At 52.9% G+C, this 25,460-nt stretch carries 24 protein-coding genes; 11 read left to right on the top strand and 13 right to left on the bottom strand.

What is annotated here, in order from left to right; translation table 11 throughout:
• Positions 1 to 16: 16 nt before the first annotated feature.
• The 5 genes from hutC to AC6HVW_RS11340 all read left to right on the top strand — a co-directional run bounded on the left by hutC (position 17) and on the right by AC6HVW_RS11340 (position 5,486).
• Positions 17 to 772, top strand: coding sequence for a histidine utilization transcriptional repressor HutC (hutC, locus tag AC6HVW_RS11360; RefSeq protein WP_021804639.1), 756 nt, complete (start codon positions 17 to 19; stop codon positions 770 to 772).
• Between the two features lie 194 nt (positions 773 to 966).
• Complete coding sequence (gene hutI, locus AC6HVW_RS11355; protein ID WP_071680456.1) at positions 967 to 2,184, top strand: imidazolonepropionase; 1,218 nt, start codon at positions 967 to 969, stop codon at positions 2,182 to 2,184.
• A complete protein-coding gene (gene hutG / locus AC6HVW_RS11350; protein ID WP_071680457.1) occupies positions 2,184 to 2,984 on the top strand; it encodes an N-formylglutamate deformylase in 801 nt (266 codons plus the stop codon). The genes hutI and hutG overlap by 1 nt, the downstream gene beginning before the upstream one ends.
• Before the next feature lie 347 nt (positions 2,985 to 3,331).
• Positions 3,332 to 4,867: a serine hydrolase domain-containing protein gene (locus AC6HVW_RS11345; protein ID WP_071680458.1), complete on the top strand. Its 1,536-nt coding sequence runs from the start codon at positions 3,332 to 3,334 to the stop codon at positions 4,865 to 4,867.
• A 445-nt stretch (positions 4,868 to 5,312) separates the two neighbouring features.
• The gene (locus tag AC6HVW_RS11340; protein ID WP_021178238.1) at positions 5,313 to 5,486 is read left to right on the top strand and encodes a hypothetical protein; all 174 of its coding nucleotides are present in this window, start codon (positions 5,313 to 5,315) and stop codon (positions 5,484 to 5,486) included.
• A gap of 61 nt (positions 5,487 to 5,547) precedes the next feature.
• Here AC6HVW_RS11340 and AC6HVW_RS11335 read toward each other — a convergent pair whose 3' ends face one another.
• The 5 genes from AC6HVW_RS11335 to AC6HVW_RS11315 form a co-directional block, all read right to left on the bottom strand.
• On the bottom strand, positions 5,548 to 6,426 hold the full coding sequence (locus AC6HVW_RS11335; RefSeq protein ID WP_021804643.1) for a nucleoside-specific channel-forming protein Tsx: 879 nt from the start codon (positions 6,424 to 6,426) through the stop codon (positions 5,548 to 5,550).
• Between the two features lie 394 nt (positions 6,427 to 6,820).
• The gene (locus tag AC6HVW_RS11330) at positions 6,821 to 7,093 is read right to left on the bottom strand and encodes a hypothetical protein (RefSeq protein WP_071680459.1); all 273 of its coding nucleotides are present in this window, start codon (positions 7,091 to 7,093) and stop codon (positions 6,821 to 6,823) included.
• Positions 7,094 to 7,178: 85 nt separating this feature from the next.
• Positions 7,179 to 8,072, bottom strand: coding sequence for an aromatic amino acid DMT transporter YddG (yddG, locus tag AC6HVW_RS11325; protein WP_071680460.1), 894 nt, complete (start codon positions 8,070 to 8,072; stop codon positions 7,179 to 7,181).
• Positions 8,073 to 8,164: 92 nt separating this feature from the next.
• Positions 8,165 to 9,535 carry an APC family permease gene (locus AC6HVW_RS11320; RefSeq protein WP_071680461.1) on the bottom strand — a complete coding sequence of 457 codons (1,371 nt, stop codon included), beginning with the start codon at positions 9,533 to 9,535 and terminating at the stop codon, positions 8,165 to 8,167.
• A 127-nt stretch (positions 9,536 to 9,662) separates the two neighbouring features.
• Positions 9,663 to 11,081, bottom strand: coding sequence for a glutamine synthetase family protein (locus AC6HVW_RS11315; RefSeq protein WP_071680462.1), 1,419 nt, complete (start codon positions 11,079 to 11,081; stop codon positions 9,663 to 9,665).
• Between the two features lie 236 nt (positions 11,082 to 11,317).
• On the opposite strand from AC6HVW_RS11315, the gene puuD reads away from it, so the two are divergent.
• The 5 genes from puuD to AC6HVW_RS11290 all read left to right on the top strand — a co-directional run bounded on the left by puuD (position 11,318) and on the right by AC6HVW_RS11290 (position 16,423).
• The gene (puuD, locus tag AC6HVW_RS11310; RefSeq protein WP_021178244.1) at positions 11,318 to 12,079 is read left to right on the top strand and encodes a gamma-glutamyl-gamma-aminobutyrate hydrolase; all 762 of its coding nucleotides are present in this window, start codon (positions 11,318 to 11,320) and stop codon (positions 12,077 to 12,079) included.
• The gene (gene puuR, locus AC6HVW_RS11305) at positions 12,076 to 12,633 is read left to right on the top strand and encodes an HTH-type transcriptional regulator PuuR (protein WP_021178245.1); all 558 of its coding nucleotides are present in this window, start codon (positions 12,076 to 12,078) and stop codon (positions 12,631 to 12,633) included. The genes puuD and puuR overlap by 4 nt, the downstream gene beginning before the upstream one ends.
• Positions 12,634 to 12,648: 15 nt before the next feature.
• Positions 12,649 to 14,145, top strand: a complete 1,497-nt coding sequence (gene puuC / locus AC6HVW_RS11300; RefSeq protein WP_071680463.1) for an aldehyde dehydrogenase PuuC — start codon at positions 12,649 to 12,651, stop codon at positions 14,143 to 14,145.
• A 10-nt stretch (positions 14,146 to 14,155) separates the two neighbouring features.
• The gene (locus AC6HVW_RS11295; protein ID WP_071680464.1) at positions 14,156 to 15,436 is read left to right on the top strand and encodes an NAD(P)/FAD-dependent oxidoreductase; all 1,281 of its coding nucleotides are present in this window, start codon (positions 14,156 to 14,158) and stop codon (positions 15,434 to 15,436) included.
• Between the two features lie 339 nt (positions 15,437 to 15,775).
• Positions 15,776 to 16,423, top strand: coding sequence for a winged helix-turn-helix domain-containing protein (locus tag AC6HVW_RS11290; RefSeq protein WP_059200586.1), 648 nt, complete (start codon positions 15,776 to 15,778; stop codon positions 16,421 to 16,423).
• Between the two features lie 57 nt (positions 16,424 to 16,480).
• Here the strand turns inward: AC6HVW_RS11290 and AC6HVW_RS11285 are convergent, their stop codons facing one another.
• Entirely contained in the window at positions 16,481 to 17,110 is a 630-nt protein-coding gene (locus AC6HVW_RS11285) for a LysE family translocator (protein WP_021804652.1), read from the bottom strand.
• Between the two features lie 538 nt (positions 17,111 to 17,648).
• Here AC6HVW_RS11285 and AC6HVW_RS11280 point away from each other — a divergent pair.
• Positions 17,649 to 17,810: a YnfU family zinc-binding protein gene (locus AC6HVW_RS11280; protein ID WP_021178250.1), complete on the top strand. Its 162-nt coding sequence runs from the start codon at positions 17,649 to 17,651 to the stop codon at positions 17,808 to 17,810.
• Positions 17,811 to 18,096: 286 nt separating this feature from the next.
• On the opposite strand, the gene AC6HVW_RS11275 is transcribed toward AC6HVW_RS11280, so the two are convergent.
• The 7 genes from AC6HVW_RS11275 to AC6HVW_RS11245 form a co-directional block, all read right to left on the bottom strand.
• Positions 18,097 to 18,684 carry an AAA family ATPase gene (locus AC6HVW_RS11275; protein WP_071680466.1) on the bottom strand — a complete coding sequence of 196 codons (588 nt, stop codon included), beginning with the start codon at positions 18,682 to 18,684 and terminating at the stop codon, positions 18,097 to 18,099.
• 14 nt (positions 18,685 to 18,698) lie between these two features.
• The gene (locus AC6HVW_RS11270; protein WP_497569435.1) at positions 18,699 to 21,278 is read right to left on the bottom strand and encodes a fimbria/pilus outer membrane usher protein; all 2,580 of its coding nucleotides are present in this window, start codon (positions 21,276 to 21,278) and stop codon (positions 18,699 to 18,701) included.
• A gap of 75 nt (positions 21,279 to 21,353) precedes the next feature.
• A complete protein-coding gene (locus AC6HVW_RS11265; protein WP_497569434.1) occupies positions 21,354 to 22,058 on the bottom strand; it encodes a fimbria/pilus periplasmic chaperone in 705 nt (234 codons plus the stop codon).
• Between the two features lie 58 nt (positions 22,059 to 22,116).
• Positions 22,117 to 22,662 carry a fimbrial protein gene (locus AC6HVW_RS11260; RefSeq protein WP_071680469.1) on the bottom strand — a complete coding sequence of 182 codons (546 nt, stop codon included), beginning with the start codon at positions 22,660 to 22,662 and terminating at the stop codon, positions 22,117 to 22,119.
• Positions 22,663 to 23,198: 536 nt separating this feature from the next.
• Positions 23,199 to 24,179: a fimbrial protein gene (locus tag AC6HVW_RS11255; protein WP_254698902.1), complete on the bottom strand. Its 981-nt coding sequence runs from the start codon at positions 24,177 to 24,179 to the stop codon at positions 23,199 to 23,201.
• Between the two features lie 203 nt (positions 24,180 to 24,382).
• Positions 24,383 to 24,595, bottom strand: coding sequence for a hypothetical protein (locus AC6HVW_RS11250; RefSeq protein ID WP_497569433.1), 213 nt, complete (start codon positions 24,593 to 24,595; stop codon positions 24,383 to 24,385).
• Positions 24,596 to 24,871: 276 nt separating this feature from the next.
• A complete protein-coding gene (locus AC6HVW_RS11245) occupies positions 24,872 to 25,405 on the bottom strand; it encodes a fimbrial protein (RefSeq protein WP_243849141.1) in 534 nt (177 codons plus the stop codon).
• Positions 25,406 to 25,460 lie beyond the last annotated feature (55 nt).

Genomic DNA, 25,460 nt, shown 5'->3' with positions numbered 1-25,460 from the left:
TGACGAGGTTAACGTCGTGGTAGATCAACAGACCGTGTTGCAGCTGGCTGCAGCAATGAGCGAAACCCCCGCCCCGATCTATCAACGGGTCAAACAGGCCATCGTAAGCCAAATCCGTGCGGGCCACTGGCAGCCGCACCAACGCGTTCCCTCGGAAAGTGAACTGGTCAGCGAGCTGGGCGTTAGCCGCATGACCATCAACCGGGCCTTGCGTGAATTGACCAGCGAGGGCTTTTTGATCCGCATGCAGGGCGTTGGCACCTTCGTGGCCGAGGCCAAGGCACACACCGCGTTGCTGGAAGTACATAATATCGCCGATGAGATCGCCGCCCGAGGGCACCGCCACAGCAGTAAAATTTTGCAGCTGACCGCCCGCCCGGCCAGCGCAGAGGAGGCGACGGCATTGGGGATCCCGCCGGGCCAGCAGCTGTTTTACTCGCAGATTGTGCATTATGAAAATGACGTGCCGGTGCAGGTGGAAGATCGCTGCGTCAATCCGCTGGCAGCCCCAGATTATATGAAGCAGGATTTTGATCGGGTCACGCCCTATATTTACCTGACCCAGTCCGCTCCGCTGACCGCAGGTGAACATATTGTCGAAGCCGTGGTGCCAACCAAGCAAGAGCGCGAACTGCTGCAATTGGAAGACCACGAGCCAGGCCTGCTGATCCATCGTCGCACCTGGTCTGGCAAAATGGTGGTGACTTCTGCGCGCCTGCTCTATCCAGGCAGCCGCTATCAGCTGTTTGGCCGTTTTATCAATCAGGTTTAAGTTGGACAGAGCGTGCTACCCAGTGGGCGCAGCGTAAAGCGCCCCTACGGTCGAATCCAATGACGTTCAACCCTGCCTTTTTCGCGTTTCATCACATCTCGGTAACAAATTTTTATCCCCTCTCTTGTCGCAGCCCGGCGAATGCGCTAGGTTGTTTTTAATTGTATATACAACCATGTGGGAGCGGGAACACCATGACGTCTGAGATCCACTGCGACAGCCTGTGGCACGGGGCCGATATCGTCACCATGCGTGACGGCAAGTATCACATCATCAGCAACGGGGCGATCGCCATGCACGCAGGCAAGATCGTCTGGCTGGGTGAACAGGCATCGATGCCTGCCCTGACGGCGACAAGAACGGTGCAGCTTGACGGTGGCATCATCACCCCCGGCCTGGTGGATTGCCATACCCATCTGGTGTTTGGTGGCAACCGCAGTGGTGAGTTTGAACAACGTCTGAACGGGGTAAGCTACGCAGAGATTGCTGCTCAGGGCGGAGGCATTATCTCCACGGTCAAGGCCACGCGCGATGCAGAAGAACCCCAGTTACTGCATGAAACGCTGCTGCGTCTGCTGCCACTGCTGGCCGAAGGCGTCACCTGCGTGGAGATAAAATCCGGTTACGGATTAACGCTGTCCAGCGAGCTGAAAATGTTACGCGTGGCACGTCAGTTAGGCGCGACCTTGCCGGTCGAAGTGAAAACCACCTGCCTGGCCGCTCATGCCCTGCCACCGGAATATGCCGGACGTAGCGACGACTATATCGATCTGGTGTGCAATACCATCATCCCTGAAGCCGCAGCAGCAGGTCTGGCAGATGCAGTAGACGCGTTTTGCGAACATCTGGCCTTCTCCCCTGAGCAGGTTGAGAGGGTTTTCGCCGCCGCTGAGCTTGCTGGCCTGCCGGTGAAACTGCACGCGGAGCAGCTTTCAGCGCTCGGCGGCAGCGCATTGGCGGCACGGCATCATGCCCTTTCCGCCGATCACCTGGAATATGCCACCGAACAAGATGCGATAGCGATGGCGGCAGCCGGAACCGTCGCGGTGCTGTTGCCGGGCGCCTACTACCTGTTACGAGAAACGCAGTGCCCACCGGTTGAACTGTTCCGTAAACACGGCGTCAAGATGGCCATTGCCAGCGATGCCAACCCTGGCACCTCACCCGTATTATCGCTGCGTCTGATGATTAATATGGCCTGCACCCTGTTCCGCCTGACGCCGGAAGAAGCGCTGGCAGGCGTCACGCTGCATGCCGCCAAGGCTTTGGGCCTGCAGGAAACCCACGGCTCGCTGGAAGTTGGCAAAGTAGCAGATTTCGTTCACTGGCCGCTCTCACATCCGGCAGAGCTGGCTTACTGGTTGGGCGGACAACTGCCCTGCAAGGTGATTTTCCGAGGAGAACTCCGTTAATGTTAATCCGCGATCCTTTCGAGTTCCAGAGCGGCCAACTGCCGCTGTTGATCAGTATTCCCCATGCCGGCACCCGCTTGACGCCAGCGGTTGAGAAAGGGCTAACCGATGAGGCCCGCCCCCTGCAAGACACCGACTGGCATATCCCACGGCTGTACGATTTTGCCCGTGCCATGGGTGCCAGCATCCTGGTGGGTAATTATTCGCGCCTGGTGATTGACCTGAACCGCCCGGCAGATGACAAACCGCTCTACACCACTGCCACCACCGGTCTGTTTCCGGATGTGTTGTTCGATGGCCGCCCCAGTTTTCTGCCGGACGCCGCCCCATCGGACGAAGAACGGGCCGGATACCTGCAGAACATCTGGCAGCCCTACCATCAGCAACTACAGAATGAGCTGACACGGCTAAAAGCCCAACACGGTTACGCCTTACTGTTTGACGCCCACTCGATCGCCTCCTTGATACCGCGCCTATTCGACGGCAAGCTACCCGATCTCAACCTGGGCACTAACGGGGGTGAAAGCTGCCCTTCCTCACTGAGTGACAGGCTGGTCAGCTGTTGTCAGCAACAACAGCAGTTCAGCCACGTGCTCAACGGGCGCTTTAAAGGGGGCTACATTACCCGTGCCTATGGTCAACCGAAGGAAAACCAGCACGCGGTGCAGTTGGAGTTGGCGCAGGTGAACTATATGTCCGAGCAGACATTTGAATTTGATGCCGCCCGTGCCGCGCCTTTACAACGCCTGTTGCAGCAGATGATAGAAAGCATGCTGGCCTGGGGCGAGCAACAACGCTAATCCGCCACAACTCCGGTGCCGCTATCGCGCCGGAGTCAACCTTGCCCTCACCGATATCCCCTCCTGTCTTTCATACCCTTCCATGACGATTTGAGTACTGCATCCCAATTTTGATGGAAAGGTTGCCCACTGGTCTGAACAGCGCACAAAACAGCGGCCCGTGACTTTTGCCTTGCGCCACAATTGGGCCTCTTTCATCCCATGCCCACCCGTTGCTGGCCAGAGATCAGGGATTGAAAGACCACCCTTGCCTTACCCGCCATCCACGTCTCTATCGTGGCTGTGGTAGACACTCGTGTGTAGTCGGCCACGGTGATGTGTGGCGTTCGTTATCCCAGGAGGAAACTATGTCTGACACCCCGCTAAACTGGCGCGCCGCACAGGCAACCGCCGCTCAACTGTTGGCAGGCTGGCAAACCGCAGGCCAACCCGGTGGGGCTATCACCCTGTTTGACACTGATAACACCCAGGCAGTGGTGTGTGCTGGGCTGGCCGATCTGGCACGCCGCGATCCTTTCACTGCTGATACCGTGGTGCGCTATGCCTCCATCACCAAACATATTTTTGCCGCGCTGGCGCTTAATGCCACCGATAACGCTCTGCAGCTTGACGATCGCCTTGGCAGTCTACTGCCCAAATTGCAGGGACAATTGGCGGAGGTGACGGTAGGCCAGGCTTTGGACATGACCAGCGGGCTACCCGATATTCGGCAAACGCTGGGGCTGCTTGGCGTCTCGGTCAACACCGTCAGTGAGGCCCAGCCAGTAATGGAGTTTATCCATGGTTTAACCCGGCTCAACTACCCGCTAGGCAGTGAGATCACCTACACCAATACCGGCTACCGCCTGGTAGAAGCGGCGCTGAAGACTAAAGGGTACGCTTTTGATGATCTGGTTCAGCAGCATCTGGCCCGCCCTCTGGACGTACAGCTACAAGCACCCGAAAGCTGGTTTGATGTGGTGTCTGGGCTAGCTCCCGGCTATTGGCATACGGCCAATGGTTGGCAACAGACCAGCGCCGGCTTGCATCTCTCCGCCTCTGGCAGCCTGACAGGGAGCGCCAACGCCCTCACCCGCTGGTTGCAATGCCTGCTGGCCAATAACGGCCCTGGCAAAGGGGTCCTGACGCAGCTAAGTGCCCCACGTCGGCTCAGCCAGGGCCAAGTCAGCCGTTACGGACTGGGGCTGGCGCAAACGCCGCTTGGCAGCCAGATATTGCTGGGCCATGGCGGTTCTCATGCCGGTTATAAGACCTATTTTCTGCTAGCGCCTGACCGGCAAGCGGGTGCCCTGCTGGTCGCCAACCGTGAAGATTGTGACAGCTTTGCCATCATTCTTCAGGTGATGGCGGCGCTGTTGAACGAACCGCTGCCCCAACGCAGCACGGCGATCCCAGATGGCATCTACGCCACCCGGGCGGAACCCTATTGGTTGGAAGTTAAAGGGGGCAACGTGGCCTATCTGGGCTCCAACGAACCGTTGTATCAAAGTGAAGACGGTTATGCGGTATCGCTCTCGGCCTATCAGCCAATGCGCCTTAAGTGGACAGGTGAAGCCGTAGAAGGTGAAGTTGGCCACGTTGTACGCCGCTTTCTGCCGGTCGCTAGCGAATCGGTTTGTCTCAAGCAGGTTCAAGGGCACTGGTATCATCCACAATACCGCACCGCGTTCGAAATTTGCGGCAACCAGATCCACATCGGGGTCGGCCCGGCGGTGCAAACCGGCACCCTAAGTTCGCTGGGGGATGGGAGGATATTGGTTGAAAGCAACGATGGGCCCAACCTGAATCGGTTTTGTCTGTATTTCCGCGGTTACCAGGTCGATCTGATCGCCAGCCGCAGCCGTGTACTCACGTTCAAAAAGAACATCTGCGCCCGCGCGTAAAAGTTCGCCGTGCTATGACGGGGCGCTGCATACTGCGCCCGCCTATCAGCCCGACATATCATTCACACCAATTATTAAAAAACAGGTCGTGGCTATCAGGCAAAAAATTGTTCACGCGCAAAACTACTCATGATATCCGAGTAAATGCCGTAGATTTTTCTTGCGGCAAAATAAGCCATCCAGTAATTTTAGTCGGCCACAGAAATGAGTAAACCTGCTCTTTTTCGTTGCACCTCAAAACCCATCTTATGTCATCGATAAATGATACTACTCAATTTCCCGCCGTCCCGTGCGGGATTTCTTTTACTACTTTTCACTATTATAACGCCACTTTTTAGTCTTTTTTGTTGCTGTTTTGTTGCGAATAATCTACCTTTAGGCCTTGAAAAGCTCAACCACTCAGCGTGGCGAAACCGCTATTTCTGGGCGTTTAGGAGTTATAACCATGCACATGACGTTGATGGAGTACATCCAGCTGCACTTCAATGGTGATATTTATCGCTATGCGCAATTTGAAGGTGTCAGCCGTGAGCAAATCCTCAAGTGGATCGACAATGAGTGCTACGTTATCAAGGGTAAATTGGTTATGCCGGTTAAACATTTACCCGCGGAAAGTTAGCCTTAATGATGAAAAAAAACCCCGCCAGCGCGGGGTTTCCTGTTTCTGATACCACGAAAAATCAGAAGTTATAACCGGCAACCAGGTAGTAACCCCAGCCGGTAGACTTGATTGGCCCCTGCGGCGTACCGATGTCCACCCCATCATTCCATTGACCACCGTTATGGAAGTAACGTGCCACGAAGGAGTAATGCCAGTGATCGTAGTTCAGCGCCAAAATGTGGCTGGAGGCGATAGAGTTGCTGGTACGTGCCTGACGGCCATCCACCACGAAGTTGTCGCTGCCCAGATCGGAATCAAAGTCAAAGTTGGTGAAACCGATATAGCTCAGGTTGCCGCCCCACATTTCGGTCAACGGCACAAAATATTTCACCTTGAAGCGATAGCCGTCCCAGCTGTTCTCGTTGGATGCACCATAGTTCTGCCATTGGTATTTGGCATAAATGTTCATCGACAGGCTCATCGGCAGGCCGGTTTCGATATCGGTGCCTAGGCCCATATACCAGGTGCTTTGACGGGAGGCGTTGTTACGCCCCATGTCGTAAATGTAGTTGTTGGCAAAATACCACTCTTTGAACGGCCCAAAGCCCAGGTTGGTGCCAGTCAGTTTGTCGATGGAGAAGCGCGGTTCGATCTCCATAAACAGCGGTGAACCTTTATCCCAGATACCACGGTTTGGCGTGTTACCGGTGCCGAAGAACTTTGGCACATCCACGTAGCCATAGAAATCCAGCCAGTCTTTCTTGGCAAAGGCTTCATACTCCAGATACACGTCATTGTTCAGCTGCGGCCCGAAGCGGGTATGGTAGCTGCCTACTACGTTGACACTCTGATGCCACCAGTCTGAAAGATACTGGCTGTCTTTGCTTTCTGCCGCCATGGAAGCGGGGCTGAAAGACGCGGAAAGAAGCACACCTGCTGCGAGAGCTATTTTCTTCATTTTATTACCACATGCTGAGTGGGCCAATTCCCTGCCCGTTGGAATGATATGTGTCTGGCGACGCCTGCTGTAAACAAACGGTTACCTATTACCGGTCGCCGTGCGCATTATAGAAAGCTCTCACTGTAATAATCTGTGATCCAGTCAGGCATTTTACCATCGCGTAATCGATTGCGTTCTCATTTTATAAAATAAATTGCAGTGCAAAACATTTTTGATGTGATTTTCATCATATCGATAATTTTTCAATCGCCGATTTTTGGTGTCTTTATGTTCAACACCAAATTTTAACCTGAGGTTAAAAAGCGCATAAAAAAGCCGACGCTTATGTCGGCTTAGTGGCAGGCGGGCGCAGGATACGGCCCCCTTATATGGCGAACCCGTTGGTTTTTTTTCAGCGGGCTCCGGGTACGGCCTTGGCAATGTTCTCTTGCCGGAATATCACCTCATCACCCGTGGCAATTTCCCATTGGCTGACCGGGATATCGACTTTCGGCGAGGCCACGACTACCGAGCCGTGGATCAGCTTATCGTCACGGCGCAGGATCATCACATCCAACTGGTATTCATGCGGTAGGTTAGCGGTGGTCAGGCGAACGACATCACCAGTGCTGAAACTGTGACCATTAAGCGCTGGCTGCTGAATAAATTGAATATCTTTTCTCATTTTCCCGTTCCTTCTGGCAGAACACTTACCTTGAGATTAGCTCGAAATTCATTATTCTGCCGCCTGCGCAGGTAAAAAATAGGCCTCAGTCGGCGCGGGTGGCCCGCCAGCAAATCAGCGATCCTAGCGTGACCATCATCACCCCTTGCCAGAAGTTGAGGGTCAGCGCGGTGCTGAGTACCACGGCGGCAAACACCGATGACAATACCGGGGTAAAGTAAGATACGGTCGCCAGCAGCGTCATATTGCCATGCAGGATCCCGACGTTCCAAGCGGCATAGCCAGCCCCCATCGCCGTCCCCACGCACAGCAACGCCACCACAACCGGCAGGCTAAAGTGCATGCCGCTTTCATTACTGAAAGGATAAATCAGCCACAGCGCCAGCGCGGTCAGCGAGATAAACAGCACTACCGCGTTTTTGCCCTGGGCGATCCTCTTGGTCACGTTGCAATAGATGGCCCAAATCACCGCACCGCTGAATGCCAGCCCGTAACTCAACGGATTACTGCGCACGTTGGCCAGCATTTGTGCCGGTGACCAACCGCCGCTGCCACTCATGATCCAGCCAATCCCGAACAGGGAAAGTAACAAACCAGGCACCACCCACCATTTGGCCTTTTGTCCATTGAACAGGATGGCCATCAATACGGTAAAACAGGGCCAAAGATAGTTGATCATCCCCAGCTCAATGGCCTGCGTACGGTTGCTGGCATAGCCCAGCGACAGCGAGAGGCAAATCTCATACAGCACAAACAGCAGGCTGCCGAGGAGCAGATAGGAACGGCGGAACTCGCGCAGCTTGGGAATGCCCATAACCACCAGCAGAAACAGCGTGCCCACGCTATAGATCATCGCCGCCCCGCCGACCGGCCCCAGCCCTTCACTGACGCTGCGGATCAGGCCAACCACGCTGCTCCATAACACAATGGCCAGCAGGCCGAGCAAGGTAGCTTTATGGGAAGCAGACAACGGAGGCATTAGCGTAGGATCCAATTGGTTATTTTTGTTTGGATTTTTACTCTACTGCCCTACCGGGGAAAAAGAAAGGGCGCAACGCTGCGCCCATGCCTTTACTGCTGAGGTTGGCGCTCCAACTGTGGCGGCGGCTGGCGGAAACGACGGGTAAGATAGGCAAGATAGCCAAACCCGAGCGCCGCCCACAGCAGCCCTAAGGTCAGGGAGCTTTTCTCCAGGTTCAGCCACAAGATCCCAACCGTCAGCGCGCCCACCAGCGGCAGGATCAGGTAATGGAAGCGGTCTTTCCAGCTCTTGTTGCGCCCTTGCCGAATATAGAAGTGACTGATCACCGAAAGGTTGACGAAGGTAAAGGCCACCAGCGCGCCAAAGTTGATCAGGGCAGTCGCCGTCACCAAATCGAAGGATAATGCCGATAACGCCACCAGACCAACCAGCAGCACGTTAAGCGCTGGCGTGCGCCATTTAGGATGCACGTAACCAAAGAATTTTTCCGGGAACACATTGTCGCGCCCCATCACATACAGCAGCCTGGACACGCTGGCATGGGAAGCCAGGCCAGAAGCCAGGGTGTTGATAAAGGTGATGCACAGGAAGATCGACTGGAACAGCTTGCCGCCCACATACAGCGCGATTTCCGGCAGTGCCGCATCAGGCTGTTTGAAACGCTCCAGCGTCGGGAAGAACAGCTGAATAAAGAACGACACGGTGATGAAGATCACCCCACCATAGAGTGCAGTAAGGAAGATAGCGCGCGGGATCACACGGGCGGCATCGGGCGTTTCTTCACACAGCGTGGTGACGGCGTCAAAACCCAGAAACGAAAAGCACAGGATGGTGGCGCCGGTAATGATCGGCAATAGATGGGCGTTTTCACTGATAAAGGGTTGCAGACTCCACACCTGGCCAACCCCTTCGCCATTGTGCAATCCTCGTACCACCAGGAAAATAAACACCACGATAATCGCTACCTGCGCCACCACAAACAGGGTGTTGAAGTTTGCCACCAGGCTGACGCTTTTCAGATTGATGGCGGTGATCAGGATCACAAACCCCACCACCCAGACCCATGGCGGAACCTCTGGGAACAGGGCCGTAAGATAAATTTTGGCCAATAGCGTATTGATCATCGGCAAAAACAGGTAATCCAGCAGCGATGACCAGCCAACGAGGAAACCCACGTGCGGGTTGATAGCCTTTTGCGCGTAGGTGTAAGCCGAGCCCGAGGTCGGGAACTGGCGCACCAGCTTGCCATAGCTGATGGCGGTAAACAGCACCCCGGCCAATGCCAACAGGTAGGACGCCGGAACGTGCCCGTCCGTCACGCCAGAAACGATACCGAAGGTGTCAAACACCGTCATTGGCGTCAGATAGGCCAGGCCCATCATCACCACTTGCCACAGTTTCAATGTCTTGCGCAGTTGCGGTTTGCCCGCGCCATTATCGTCGATGGCACTTATCGTCATTGGGTTATTCCTCACCGGCGTCCTGTACGCCAAGTTGGAAGAAGTCATCACCGTCGCGCACGGCTTCGCCAGGCCACAGGTAGCCCGCGGGAATGCGCCGGCGCGCGGTAGGATCGGGCTGAGGACGTCAGGCGTTTTTCAGCATCCACTCGATTTCGGTTTCGGTGATCAGCCGCTCAAACTGCTGCAGCTCATCGGTCTTACAGGCCAGATAGACGTGGCTGAAACGTTCGCCCAGCAGCGCATTGAGCACCGGCTGGTGTTCGAACTCATACAGCGCATCGCTCTGGCGGATCGGGAAAGGCAGCCCCTCTTGCTCCAGCCCGTTGCCGGTGACTGGCTCAAGCAGCGGTAACTGAGTGTCGAGGCCGTAGACAATCCCGGCCAGAATGGTTGCCATCACCAGATAAGGGTTGGCATCGGCACCCGCCACGCGATACTCCACGCGGTGGCTGTCGCGATCGCCACAGGGAATACGTAACGCTACGGTGCGGTTGTTATGGCCCCAGGATGCTTGGGTAGGAACGTACATCCCCGCCTGGAAGCGGCGGTAAGCATTAACGTTAGGAGCCAGCAGCGCCATAGAGGCAGGCATCAAGGCGATCATGCCAGCCAGCGCCTGCTTCAACAACGCGGAGTCTTCGCCATCCGCATCGGCAAAGACGTTGTTACCTTGCTTGTCCAGCATGCTGATATGCACATGCATACCGCTGCCCGCATGTTCCTCGTAAGGCTTAGCCATGAAGGTTGCATGCATATGGTGTTTCTCTGCCACCATGCGTACCAGCCGCTTTAACGCCAGGGCATGGTCACAGGCCTGCAATACATCATTGGTGTGATGTAGATTAACCTCAAACTGGCCCGGTGACGCTTCCGCTACCGCACCGTCGGCCGGGAGCCCTTGCAGACGAGCCAATTCGTCGATTTCGCTCAGCACGTCGGCAAAGTGGTTGAGATTGTCTACCGAATAGACCTGGCTCTGGGTGTTACGCTCCTGGGTGCCGGGGGCGCAAGGGGGTTGCAAATAACCTTCCGGATCGCGCTGGCGATCGATGAGATAGAACTCCAACTCTACCGCTACTACGGGGAATAACCCGCGCTGACGCAAACGCTGCCACACTCGGTTCAGCACATTGCGCGGTTCAACGTCAAAGGGAGTACCATCTTCATCCAGCATGGTGAGCAGTACCTGGCCCAGATATTGCGGATCGGCCGCCGATGGCGTCAGGGTTCCGGCTACCGGCACGCAAATATGATCCGGCTCACCCATTTCCTGCCCCAAACCCGCCTCTTCCACCACGTTGCCAAGAATATCCATCGCGAACACCGAGGCTGGGAAGTAACAGCCCTTCTCCAGTTTACCCAGCCCGCTCACCGGAATGCGCTTGCCGCGGAAGCTGCCGTTGAGATCGGTCAGCAGCACGTCGATATGCTGGGTTAACGGATAACGTTCCAGATACTTCTTCACTTCGCGCTGGAACGTGCTACTTCGCCTTTCTTCATTGTGTTGCACAAAGTTTTCGACTTCTACGATGTTGGTTTGCATGTTTCACCCGCCGTTGTGTTTGGTCTGTGGTTCTCACACTTACTGGCTTCGATGTTTTGACCATCTTGCTCAATATAATGTCCACCAATGAAACATAGATGCAACAAAAATGTTTTGCAAGTGTTAATTTTGGTTTGAATATTGGCCATTCGACTGCTAGATTTAGTGAATATTGAACAAAAAAGGCGATTAAACGGCTTATCGGTCATAATTTCGAACAACCTGTAGGGGATAGCATGGGCAATATATTTAACAGACCAATCGTCGGCGTCGTGATGTGCAGGTATAGGTTAAACCAGCACCTCACCCAGACCTTGCAAGAAAAGTACCTGAATGCGGTGTTAGCTGCCGGAGGATTACCGATCGCCCTGCCGCACGCGCTGGCAGAGCCGGAAATGCTGGCAGAGTTGCTGCCCCACCTCGACGGCATCCTGCTGCCGGGTAGCCCCAGTAATGTGCAGCCGCACCTTTATGGTGAAAACGGCGATGAGCCTGACGCCGATCCTGGGCGCGATGAATTGAGTCTGGCGCTGATCGGCCAGGCACTGAGCAGGCGCATCCCCCTTTTCGCCATTTGCCGCGGTATGCAAGAGCTGGTGGTCGCGACTCAAGGCACGCTACACCGTCGTTTATATGAACAACCCGAGCTGCTCGAGCACCGTGAAGATCACGATCTGCCGCTGGAGCAGCAATATGCCCCTGCTCATGAAGTTACCGTGCAAGACGGAGGATTGCTGGCGCAGCTGCTGCCGGATTGCCACCGATTCTGGGTGAATTCCCTGCACGGCCAAGGAGCCAAAACCCTCGGCCCAAGCGTGCGTGTTGAAGCCTATGCCGCCGACGGCCTGGTGGAAGCCCTCAGCATTCGCGATCAGCCCTTTGCCTTAGGGGTGCAGTGGCATCCTGAATGGAACAGCGATGAATACGCCCTGTCCCGTCTGCTGTTCGAAGGATTTATTAACGCCTGTCAGCACTATCAGAAGGAAAAACGCCTATGAGCGACGTCAGCTTGGCTCCGGGGAAACGCTTGTCGCAGATCCGCCAGCAGTTAGGGCTTTCACAGCGCCGGGTAGCCGAACTGTCTGGCTTGACGCACAGCGCCATCAGCACCATTGAACAGGACAAGGTCAGCCCGGCCATCAGTACGCTGCAAAAGCTGCTGACAGTGTATGGGCTGTCGCTATCGGCTTTTTTTACCGAGCCGGAACAGCCGCATGAGCCGCAGATCGTGATCGACCATGACCATCTGATCGAAATCGGCAGCCAGGGGGTTTCGATGAAGCTGATCCACAACGGCGATCCCAACCGCACCCTGGCAATGATGATCGAAACCTACGATCCGGGCACCACCACCGGTGAACGGCTCAAACATCAGGGGGAAGAGATTGGCACCCTGCTGGAAGGTGAAGTGATGCTGCAGGTCAACGGGCAAAGCTTTCACCTACGGGCAGGCCAGAGCTACGCCATCAACACCGCGATCCCCCATAGTTTCAGCAACACCTCGGCGCGCATTTGCCGAATTATCAGCGCACATACGCCGACGACATTCTGATTAACGGAGCAAGGTATGGACTTCCACCACCTGGAATATTGGCAACAACGGGCACAGGCCCTGAAGATTGAGAACCGGCTATTTATCAATGGCCGCTACCTCCCGGCGGCAGAAGGGGAAACCTTTAGCATTCAGGATCCTGCCGGGGTTCGTGAACTGGTACAGATGGCCCGTGGCAGCCACATTGATATCGATTTGGCCGTCAAGGCGGCTCGCGAGGTGTTTGAACGCGGCGACTGGTCGCAAGCCTCCCCTGCCAAACGCAAGGCAACGTTGTTCAAACTCGCTAACCTGATGGAAGAGCACAGCGAGCAGTTAGCGCTGCTGGAAACGCTGGATACCGGCAAGCCCATCCGCCATAGCCTACGCGACGATATTCCAGGGGCGATCCGCTGTATCCGCTGGTATGCCGAAGCCATCGACAAGGTGTATGGCGAAATTGCCCCAACCGGCCATGATGCGCTCGCCCTGATCCAGCGAGAACCTATCGGCGTGGTGGGTGCCATCGTGCCGTGGAACTTTCCGCTGCTGTTAGCCTGCTGGAAGTTAGGCCCGGCGCTGGCGGCCGGTAACAGCGTAGTGCTTAAACCCTCCGAAAAATCACCGCTCACCGCGGTTTATCTAGGCGCTTTGGCACAGCAGGCAGGATTACCCGATGGCGTCCTGAACATTATTCCTGGTTTCGGCCACGATGCGGGCAAGGCGTTGGCACTGCATAACGACGTTGATGCCCTCGCCTTTACCGGTTCCACCCAGGTGGCCAAGCAGTTGATGAAGTACGCCGGTGAATCCAACATGAAGCGCGTGTGGCTGGAGGCCGGTGGCAAGAGCGCCAACATTATCTTCGCCGACTGCCCGGACCTGGATAAGGCGGCGCAAGGCGCGGCGGCCGGGATCTTCTATAACCAGGGCCAGGTGTGCATTGCCGGTACGCGCCTGCTGGTAGAGGAAAGTATTCAGCAGGCATTTCTACAAGCGTTGCAGCGACATGCAGCAGCCTTCGCACCGGGCAATCCGCTCGATCCGCAAACGCTTATGGGTACGCTGATCGACCAACAGCACTGTGAAAAAGTCAGCAGCTATATCGAACAGGGTCTGAGCCAGGGAGCCTCGCTGTTCCTTGATGGACGAGCTCATCCGCAAGGCGATCATCACGGCTATCTCGGCCCTACTATTCTCACTCAAGTGGATAACGCGATGCACGTCGCGCGGGAGGAGATTTTTGGCCCAGTCTTGGCCGTCACGACCTTCAACGGTGAGCAACAGGCACTCGCATTAGCCAACGATAGCGAATATGGGTTGGGTGCGGCCGTCTGGACCCGCGATCTGTCACGGGCACACCGCATGGCCCGCCAGTTGAAAGCGGGCACCGTGTTCGTCAACAACTACAACGACGGCGATATGACCGTACCGTTCGGCGGCTACAAGCAAAGCGGTAACGGCCGCGATAAATCGCTGCATGCGCTGGATAAATTTACCGAACTGAAAACCACCTGGATTTCACTGGAATAAGGAATTGATGATGACTGAACACGTAAAAAGCTACTATGCGGCAACGGCCAATGACCATCAGCCTTATCCGCAGTTGAATGAATCGATCGACTGTGACGTCTGTATCGTGGGGGGTGGCTACACTGGCCTGTCATCGGCGCTGTTTCTGGTCGAAGCCGGTTATAACGTGGTAGTGCTGGAGTCTGCCCGTATCGGCTTTGGTGCCAGCGGCCGCAACGGTGGCCAACTGGTCAACTCCTACAGCCGCGACATCGACGTGATCGAAAGCCGTTACGGTGCAGAAAGCGCCAAGCTGCTGGGTAGCATGATGTTTGAAGGTGCAGAGATTATCCGCAGCCGTATCAAGCGCTATGCTATTGACTGTGACTATCGCCCCGGCGGGATCTTCGCCGCGCTTAACAATAAGCAGTACCACGCGCTGATCGAACAAAAGCAGCACTGGGAGCGTTACGGCAATACGCAACTTGAACTGCTGGATTCCGACCGTATCCGCCGGGAGGTTAACAGCGATCGCTATGTTGGCGCGTTACTCGATCACAGCGGCGGCCATATTCATCCACTAAACCTGGCATTGGGCGAGGCCGAGGCCATTCGCCTGCAAGGAGGACGGATATTCGAACAATCCGCAGTCACCAATATCCGTCACGGAGAGCCAGCAGTGGTCAGCACCGCCAACGGCCAAGTCACCGCTCGTTACGTGATCGTGGCCGGGAACGCCTATCTAGGCGATAAACTGGAGCCAAGGCTGGCCAAACGTAGTATGCCGTGCGGGACTCAAGTGGTCACCACCGAGCCCTTGGCTCCAGAAGTGGCAGCTTCACTGATCCCACAAAACTATTGCGTGGAAGATTGCAATTACCTGCTGGATTATTACCGTTTAACCGGCGATAACCGGCTGTTGTACGGCGGTGGCGTCGTCTATGGCGCCCGCGATCCGGATGATATCGATAACCTGATCCGCCCCAAGCTGCTGAAAACTTTCCCGCAGCTGAAAGGCGTACGTATTGATTACCGCTGGACCGGCAATTTCTTGCTGACGCTGTCGCGCATGCCGCAGTTTGGTCGGTTGGAAAACAATGTCTACTACATGCAAGGCTACAGCGGGCACGGCGTGACCTGCACCCATCTGGCGGGCAAGCTGATAGCAGAGCTGATGCGTGGCGATGCAGAACGTTTTGACGCCTTTGCCAAACTGCCGCACCTGCCGTTCTTTGGCGGCCGTAACCTGCAAATCCCCTTCACCGCCATCGGCGCTGCCTACTACACCCTGCGCGATCGAATTGGGGTTTAATTCAACGCTGCCTTCGCACAAATCTGCTACTTAAATTGATACATTTTTCTAACTAGGCTGATTCTTAGAGGTCGGACTAGTTAGAAGCTTTGTTTAGCAAAATTATCAGTAAGTTAGCGATATTAATTTTTATTTAATACCGATTAATATTTTACAGGTCATTTACTTAATATTAATAACTACCGTGATGAAATAGAGCGGATTTTAAACTGAAATTTGTTGATTCCACTATATTTTATATTGCTTCTTTGTTGCTCTACCGACAAAAAAACAATATTATGAGACCTAGGATTAACGTTAATTAAGTTAATTACACTGTCTGACATGGAGTGAATCAGCATGACAAAGCCCCAATATCTCATCGAAGGAGATGTCCTTTTCTGCCCGAATAGCGTCGGTTTTTATCATCAGGAACTTCAGGAAGAAATCGTCACCATTTCCTCATCTGCAGCTCGACTTTTCTCCTTTCTTATTAAAAATAAAGGAGAAATTGTTGAGAGAGAAGTGCTTCTGCAAAAAGTGTGGGATGATTACGGTCTACAGGCCAGCAATAATAATCTCAACCAATGCCTGAGCACGCTACGGCGGATCATCAAGAGCATGGGTATTGATAAAAACATCATAGAAACCATACCAAAAGTAGGGTTAAGAATAGCCAGTGATGTCGCCATTGAAGAGATCGCAATTAATCAGGGTGAGCCTGAATTACCTCGTAAAGAGAAAAAGAATTTTCTGAGCAAAATTAAAATCACTTACGTTTTAATTGCGCTGGTGATTATATTAACGGTGACTACAGTAGTGCATATATTTCACATCTACCAGCACTACTACCAATCAGATGCGAATTATACCGCTATGACGTGGAACAATCCGGGCTGCGAGTTAACTGCAGATCCGTCAGTAGATCACATGCCTAAGCTTTCCTCTTTTGCTAACACAGGCAGTCACCTATTAAAAAGGGAGCTGGTAAGCTCCCTGAAACTCTAGACATTCTCACCAAGTAGCGGCGCAGTGTGCTGCGCCCGCTGATTTAACCGATAGGCTCTAGCTCACATCGCTACGCCGATAAAGCGCAACACCTACGGCCAATACGCCAAGCATGCCAGCACAGCTACGGTTTACCCAGCGCATCACGTTCGCCGAGAATTTACGCATCGCATGGCGGCCGCCGTAGGCATAGATCGTCATCATCACGCAGTCGATCATCGCGCTGACCAATGCCAGGATCAGGTATTGCATGGCGATCGGCTTTTCTGGCTGAATAAACTGCGGCAGAAAGGCCGAGAAAAACAGCAGGCCCTTAGGGTTGGACAAACCGACCATCAGGGAACGCAGGAATGCCGTTTTCCCGGTCGCAGCGGCGGCGCTAGCGTTTACCGCCAACGCCTTTACCGGCGCTCGCCACAGCACCCAGGCCAGGTAGACCAGATATAACGCACCACCCCATTTCACCACGGCAAACAACTGCTCAGAGGCCTGCAACAACGCCCCTAGTCCGCAACCGACGGCGCCGATCAGCAACAGATCGGCCAATACCGCCCCCAGGAAACCGTAACTGGCAATACGCATACCGTGGATTGCACCATTGTTTAGCGCCAACAGCATGGAAGGGCCAGGCGTCACCATCACCGCACTGACGGCAATCACGTAAAGCAAAAGCGTAGTTAACTCCATCAACAACTCCGGACAAATGTAAAACTCTCTGCGCCGCTGCATCGCAGCACGACAACTTCGTTATGGGTGGGGAATATAGGGGATCTGCCCGATGTGATTCAAGTCACATTCTGTCTGGAACGGGGTGATGGAGCAAGAAACCATCCCCCAAGCCATCAATTCAACAAAAAACAACCAGCATGCGGACTTATTGCTCACAAATAACGAACAAATTCACAAAACGTATGAATAAAGCCAAATGCATACAAATTAATTAACTATAATGTTGCAATAATGCAGCAATTTATTGATGAACTCTCGTCTCAAAAAACATATAGTAATAGCAGATTAATCATCAATGATTTCCCTGGTGTTGTTGTGTTTGCCCCTCATTTTTTGCGGGGCTTTTTTCTTCCCCCTCGCCCCTTCATCCCACTTGTTACTCCCTTTTCAGCGCGCGTCTAGCTACGTCTCTACCAGTGGTTTACCAATCTATGTGGAGCTATCACCGAGCGATAAAGGTACACTGAACTCCTCCTACCTCTACCCGGTGAAAAAGATGTCTTTCTTTGATGCTTTTAAGCTATTCGGTGACGCCCCCGTTGATGTCACCTGCCCTGAATGCGCAAAAAGTTCGCCGCAAAATCGCAGCAAGGTGAAAAAAAACGTCACGCTGATCTGCCCCCACTGTGGACATTATTTCCGTAAACGCGAAGATTGAGAGTGCCAGGAACGAACTGCGTCGGCTGAGATAGGCGGGAGTGGCTGCAAAAAAACCGCTATCAATGGGCTCGATAGCGGCAAAGACCACATGGGACTTAGGAACGTTGTTTGAATGGATATGGCAAACACGGCCATTATGCCCATGTACAGTGAACGGGTAATGCCTACCTTCTTCATTTAGGAATCTACCCCGAGATTTCCACTGCGGCTTACACCGTGAGTATGAACTCCCAGCCTCTGACGCTCAACTCGGTTGGAATAAAAGCACTGCTTCTAAACTACCATCAGTTTCCCATCCGCATATGAGCCATAATGTCATTCACCGCATCGTCAACTGTTCTGTGGTTGATGACCATAACAATGGGGCAGTTTACTTTTTCCAGCCATTGCTGATGCCGGACAGCATTTCTACTGACGTCAATTGATGTCTCATACGCTGCAGCCCATTCAACAAACTCCCTGTAGCGCTCATATTGATCACCGCCGGGTAAAATGGCATCCCCGAATCTCATTGACTCTCTGTGGCGGATACGTTCAAGACGAGTTTCATTTTCTACGTATACGTAGACCACAAGCTCAAAGAATGGGATAAACATGTCGCCCCAGCCACATAGCGAGCCACTCAGTATCCACTGTCTGTGGGATGCCAATGCAGTTGACAGGCGCCGTTGTCTTTCTTGAGTTTCATACACCACGGTATAGGGCGGCGATGTGTTGCGCCAATAGAAATCATCGGAATCAAAATGTTGGCAATCAATTCGTTCAGCCAATCGTCTTGCGATCGATGTCGTCCCCACTCCAGAGGCACCCAAAATGTGTATTCTGTTTATTTTCGGCGTCACCGGGGGCTGATTTTTAAGTATTCTGGCCATTAAACTATTTAGCCCTATTGGCAAACTGAATCGAAGACCTGGATCGCCGAAACGGGACGGTTTTTTGCCTGTGGCATCAGCATATATCCCACAGTACATTGCATGTCACTACCGGCGCCCCATTTCACAATCAGCTCTCCTTTGTCTTCCGCTACACGAGCATACATTTGCCCACCTTGCCCCACTGAACCCACATTGTTGCCTTTGCTATCAAAGATATCCGCGCCGAACGGTACCGGTTCCCCCTGATAGGTCGCATTCACCAGAATCGCCGTCCCTTGTTTAGTATTATATTTCAATTTCACCACCGCCCCGGAATACGGCGCAACTTTCTGGCTGGTGTTATCCAACTCAACATCCGCTGCGGTGCCTTTCGGATCAATACTGATTTCGTTCATCTGGTAAGGATTCAGGTAAGGCACCATTGCATAGCCGCGGGAGTTAACGTTCACCCCAGGATACGACGACACGCTGGCCCCTTCTGCTCCCTTGGCTTCTACCAGGGCAAAGGTGTCTGAGGTGTAGGGAGTAAAGGTGATCCCTCCTGCGTGGGCGATCACCGTTCCTGTCATACCGGCAGAGCCGCTCTGGTAGCCTTTCCCGGTGCTGTAGGTTCCACTCAGTGCGCTGACCCGGCTGCGGTAGTTGCCATTCACCGAACCGCTGGTCCCCATCCCCTGATTGGCATTCATCGCGGTTATGCCATAACTGAACTGATTCTCCACACCGGAGGTACCGGATACCGTGGCCTGCTGGCCATAACGCCCACTGCTGTCATGGGACAGGTCCATTCTCAGCTGTGGCGTGTGGAGTTCGTCATTCCGGCCCAGTGGCAAGCTGAAGCTTAGCAGGTAGTTGGTTTGCATCTGCCCGATGCTCGAGTGACTGCGGTTGGCACTGATGCCGTAGGACAGGCTTTTATAACGGTTGTTATACCCCACCTGATACTGTATATCGCTGCCATCCTGATTCCAGTAGTCCTGCACTGAACCACTGACATACAGTTGCCCCCAGTTATCCGGCAAGCCTTGCCCGGCGGTCAGCGTCAGGCGGTTTTTAACTCGTGATATGGAGTCCAGAAAATCCCCCTGTTCCGCCGCATCACGGGTTTGCGCAGCGGTCAGAAAATCCAGATAGTTTTGGGAAGAAGAGCGATGGAATACCGCCGAAAGGTTGCTGTTGGTTTCGCTGATAAGCTTGCTGTAGCTCAGTTGGTAACTCTGCCCGCTTAGGGTGCCGCCTGGCTGGCTCCGCCCGTTCGCATCGGTGCTATCACCCAGTTTCGTGCCGGCCTGAGTGACGTCAAAGGCCAGTGCCCCGATAGGGATCCCCAATGCCGCCCCTACCTGCACCGCATAATAATCCTGGCTGATTTGCAAGCCACCATAGCCGGTAATGGCATTGGTCAGGCCATATTGATAAGTACTCTGGAATAGAGTCGGTTCATCACGCAGGTTTTCGCTACGCAATTGACCCGCAGTGACGGAATAGCGCGATGACCCCGGGCGCAGCAGCTGTGCCACCGAAGCATAAGGCACACTGAAGGTCTGTTCGGTGCCATCGGACTCACGCACGGTAACCACAAGATCGCCGCCGTAACCGGTCGGGTAAAGGTCATTAATCAGGAACTCCCCCGGCGTCACCGTGGTTTCATACAATACCTGGCCCCCCTGTGTCACGGTCACCCGGGCATTGGTACGGGCGATCCCCCGAATTTCCGGCGCATAGCCACGCAGGGATTCCGGTAACATCCGCTCGTCGCTGGCCAGTTGAACTCCGGTAAACGGCAAGGTATCAAACAATTGCCCGGTAGTATTCGATTCCCCCAGCAACATACGTCCTTTCAGTAGCGGAATGTCGCGCTGTAAATAGGTATTGATACTGCTGTATTGGCTGGGCCCGTCACTCATCTGGCTATAAGAGCCGTTGTGACGCAAATACCAAGCCCCCACGTTCAGCCCGGCGTTCACCCCGGCGAACAGCGAGTTAAAGGTGTTGCCATGCGATTCGCTGGTGTAACCATTAACGTTGTAACCAAGCAGGAACGCCGGGATACCGCTGTCCCATAATTCCGGGCTCACGGTGCCCCGGGCAATATTGAGCATATAAATATGAGGGATAATGATATCCAGGCGTTGTTCATTACTGTCGAAATTCACCTGGGCTTCAGGAAGCTTATTTTGCAGATCCATACATAGGGCGCCGCTAGACTGCTGTTTTAAAAAATCGGCGGGCAGTTTTTCGTAGTTGAACGCAATATTTCTTATAATGTCGCTGGTCAGGCAAGGATAGACCGACTTATCGGCCCGAGACTTGAATTCAATATCGGTATTACTGATCAGTTGATCGTTAACATACAGCGCGGTTTTGTAAATTCCGGGCAACCCGGAGGCGCCTTCGGCGAAACGGCTGAGATCGACCGACTGTACGTCATCAACGTTCAAAAAAGACGAGTCGAACTCCAGGCTCTTGGCACTGGTTTGCGGTGCGTTTTCAGTTGCTGCGTTGACACTTCCCGCCACAAAAATCGATAACGCCGCTACCGCCAAAGAGGCGAACGGCTCACGAATAGCGTAGCGCAAAAATTTTGACATCCCGCCCCCTCAAGAGCTTGATACCGGGTCTATCATTAAGACTTAAATATAAAAATAGTGATAGATATTATTATGTTACTTTATTACAGCATCGAAGGCGTTGACCGCACCATAGTCATTAACAACACTTCCACTGATTTTGTTGCCCCCATTGCCAGCCAGATTCAACACCATGCTTGAGCGCGGTGCCACCATGGCGTTATCGAGTTTTTTGCCGTTGACTGACAGGTTCACAAAGTTGACATAAAACGGCGTGGGATTGGTTGCCTGTACTTTGCCGCCTTGCGTGTTCCAAGTTACCGCTTTAGAAGCATCATTGGCATTGCCTTGCAGGCCCGCCGGACGATAGAACAGCTTGATCCTGGTACGGAAAGCCATTTGCAGACGGTTTTCGTTCATTTTGGCTTCGCTCTTGGCCGGAACTTCCAGCACATTCAGCCAGAACACCGATTCCTTATCCATTGGCAAGCTTCCGCCAGCATAGCTGATACGTAGTGTCTGGCCCTTACCCTGCTCAACCCGGTTCATCGGCGGAGTCAGTACAAAGGGAACTTTGATAGCCGCAGGTTTGGCATTGGGATCGCCATTATCTATCCAGCTCTGCAGCAGTACCGGCGAGGGACCGACATTATTGATTTTGACGCTGACTTCTTTAGCATCCGACGGATAAATCACACGTGTGCCGCTGAGTACCACGCTGGCCAGGCTGCTGCTACTGAAAAGAGCAATCGCTGCAAAAGTGCCAACCTGACGCGCAATATTTAGAGGGAAAAGTTTCATAAAAAACTCCTAACCCAACGGGAGATGAAGGGGGATGACTCCCCCCTTCTAAAACTGATTATTGATACTGAATAGAATAGACTACATTGCTGATCACAGTGCCAGCAGTAGTGGCTCCTTCAGCATAATAACGCACGGCATAAGGCAGAGTAGCGCTACCGCTGGCAACATCTTTATAAGTGGTGTTGGTCACCTGGTTCGCGTTACCTGCCTCGATTACTGCCCGAGACGAGCTGGACGCGTCCAGCAGTTGCAGACTGACGTTGGAAGCCGTGCCAGTCAGGTTTTTCAGGCGCCCGGTCACGGAATCTACCGAAGCCCCCGCTTCAAAGAAGGCTGAGGCAGTTTGCAGTGTGCCTGAACAGTTGTTCAGTGCCATCACGAAACCCGTTTCCCCGGCGGTTTGGGTCGCACCGTTCAACTGACTGGTGCCAACAGTTGGCAGCACGACAGTGGCGTCTGCCGTCTGACCATCAACTACGACATCACAGGTGTTGGCGGTCAGTTCACCGTTGAAGGTGATGGTACCGGTAGAAGCGGCCTGAGCCAGACCCACTGAACCAAATACCGCAACCAGGGAAGCTACAACTGTTAATTTTTTCATATTTATTCCTAGTGACCTTACGTCATTAAACTAATAGGTTACCCACAAAATGTGGGTATATTTATGCAATACATAACTCTATAAATATGACGAGTATATATTGCCAATAACACAGCATTGAAAATGCAGGGCAATAACTGCCGCTATAAAATTAAATAGAAATACATTCACAATATATCAATAAATAGTAGTTCCGTGTTGAAAGCCTTTTCAGCGAGTCTTTATCCCTTACCCCATCACGAGTTATTCGTCCGGTGTTGCATACTGTCTTGCTGTTGGGATAAATGTTATCGCCAAGAACAGAATATTCTTAGTGAAATAGTATAAAACGCAGGGGAAAAATTTATTTTCATGTAGATCAATAAATTAAACAACGTTCTTATATGAAAAACCGGATTTCTTTATCGTTCTAACAGCACTGCCTTACCATATAAGAAAATCAATCAACAAATTGATATATAACAAAAAATACCAGGAAAGGGGGTTTTGGTAGCGATACACAGATAGCTTCGCTTACTCGAAAGGTATTTCATTACTCAGTAATAGTTGATCGTAAACGTGACTTTGCCGTTCGCCTTGCCAGGCGAAGTCCCAGAAGCGGTTTGAATATAACGGGCGGCCAATGGAACACGAATTGTCGGGCTACCATCTTTCGGTAGCGTTATTGACTGCTCTGCCGCAAAGTTAAACAGCGTCGGCGTTTGGCTGCTATTTCCCCACCCAAGCTGTATCCCCACCCCCGATGCGGAACCGGATACCGTAGAATCGATAGCCATAATCCCATTGGCAGCATCGATCACCGACGTTGTCGGGGTCAATCGCACGCCAATACTATTATTAGTTGAGTTGGCTACCTGCCCGGAGCCGATAGTATAATCAAACAGTAATGTACTGTTGGCGGCATTATAATAACCATAGAAGGTTGGGCAGTTGGTCAAGGTGATCGATGCATCGACCCACGGAGTGGTTGCCCCCTGTCTGGTAAAGTATTGCCGCGTGTCGTAACTCCCCAGATTAACATTCACATCTGGCGTAGTGCAGGTCTGGGCTGATACCGTTAATTGCCCCTGAAACTTGATAATGTACGCTTTGATGGGAAGCCCGGCTGTCGGCGGATAATTTATCGGATTCACAACCGACAGTGCGGCAGTCGGCAGTGTCGCCCCATTGAGGGTGTAACTGCCCGGCGTAATGGCTCCGATTTTAATCAACGTTGCATAGATCGTTCTGTTAGTCAGAAAAGGTTTATAGGATCCACCAGTCACCAGGCTGTTCACATCCGCCGGAAACTGATAGTTAGGTTGGCCTAATATCGCCGCATCGCCATTATTATTGCGGGAGATGGCAATACCTACCCCCGGGATACTGTTCTGATAGACAGCGCCACCGAAAGGGCTACCCGCCCAGTTGGCGAGGGGAAGAGGCGCTTGCTCAACAGTCCAGGCAATGTTAAGCCACATTGAGGTATCCGTCGGCGAGTCGCAGGACATCACCGAAAGGCCGGTAGCACCACTCACCCATCGGCCTTGATAAATCACCGTTCCGACTGGAAGATCACTCCCCGCCGAGATCGCTGAAGGAGATAGGATCACATTATCGGTTCGTGGGGAGCCATTCAACGGCGAACAAACTACCGCGGCCCAGGCACTATTGCTGGCAGATATGAGCAAAAGCAATCCGATCGTATCTTGTATTATCACCTTCATTTTTACCTCTGGCGCTAATGGCGCACCACGTTTGCCATTTTCGATGTCAGCAACCCGATGCCGAGCCGGTTTAAGACCGCCATATTCGCCGCAAGTCGGATTTTCAAGCTGACACTAGCGAGACTCGGCACCTTGACGACACAGACGTAACCGGACAACGAATAGAAACCCTCTTTAATTCGCTTGAACCGGCAAAAATCCAATCTGACGAGCCAGAAAAGTTCCATGAAAAACTCCTGACCCAATGAGAGAGAATAAGGGGGATGACTCCCCTTCGAAAACTGATCATTGCTACTAAATAGAATAGACTACATTGCTGATCACGGTGCTGGCAGTGGTACCTCCTTCAAAATAAGGGCATATGGTATAACTTCACTTTTCCGTTTACGATGTAACAATATAATTTATTGAACTTTCTTCAGTTCGACAGGTTTAGCCAGCGTCCCCGAGCACACATAGAACGGGAGCCATCAGGCTCCCGATATTCAATAGTGAATTTTTAGTTATTGAAAATTCAGCATAAAACCAGCCGCAGCCTGATAATCACCCGCTTGAATATTTCCCGGCACACCATCTCCCTGAAGGTAAACGGTAAAAGGAAGGGTATTATTACCATTCTGGAGCGAAAAGTTTTTGCTGGGCTTTCCCAGCTCAAGCACATTTCCTGAACCATCGGTCAATGCAACACTGGCACCGCTAGCCGTACCTGTAATGCCAAGACGACCATCCTTTCCCTCCACGCCAACAAAAGTAACGGTTACGCTATTACCTGCAGAAACTTCACAATTTTCCAATTGAATATTGAAATGTTGCGGAGCCGACTTACCAGAGCCATTGTTTTCAAGCAGTGCGGCATCGGCCACCTGCCCTAACGCAACTGTCTGATCAGTGGACTCAGGTGCTATAGCGCAGGATGTTTGCGTCTTAATAATGCTGCCTGACACGGTCATTTTCCCACTACCTTCGGCCATCGCCGCCGAGCTAAAAACGAAGGTTGTTAAAAATAGTACAGCGAACAAGTTTTTAACTTTCATCATAAAATTCCTTATTAAAAAACAATTGCACCGAATGTGCATGTCAATAATCGCATTT

It is taken from the genome of Serratia sp. NCCP-200 (genome assembly GCF_059697885.1).
This window is presented reverse-complemented; position numbering and strand designations above follow the sequence as displayed.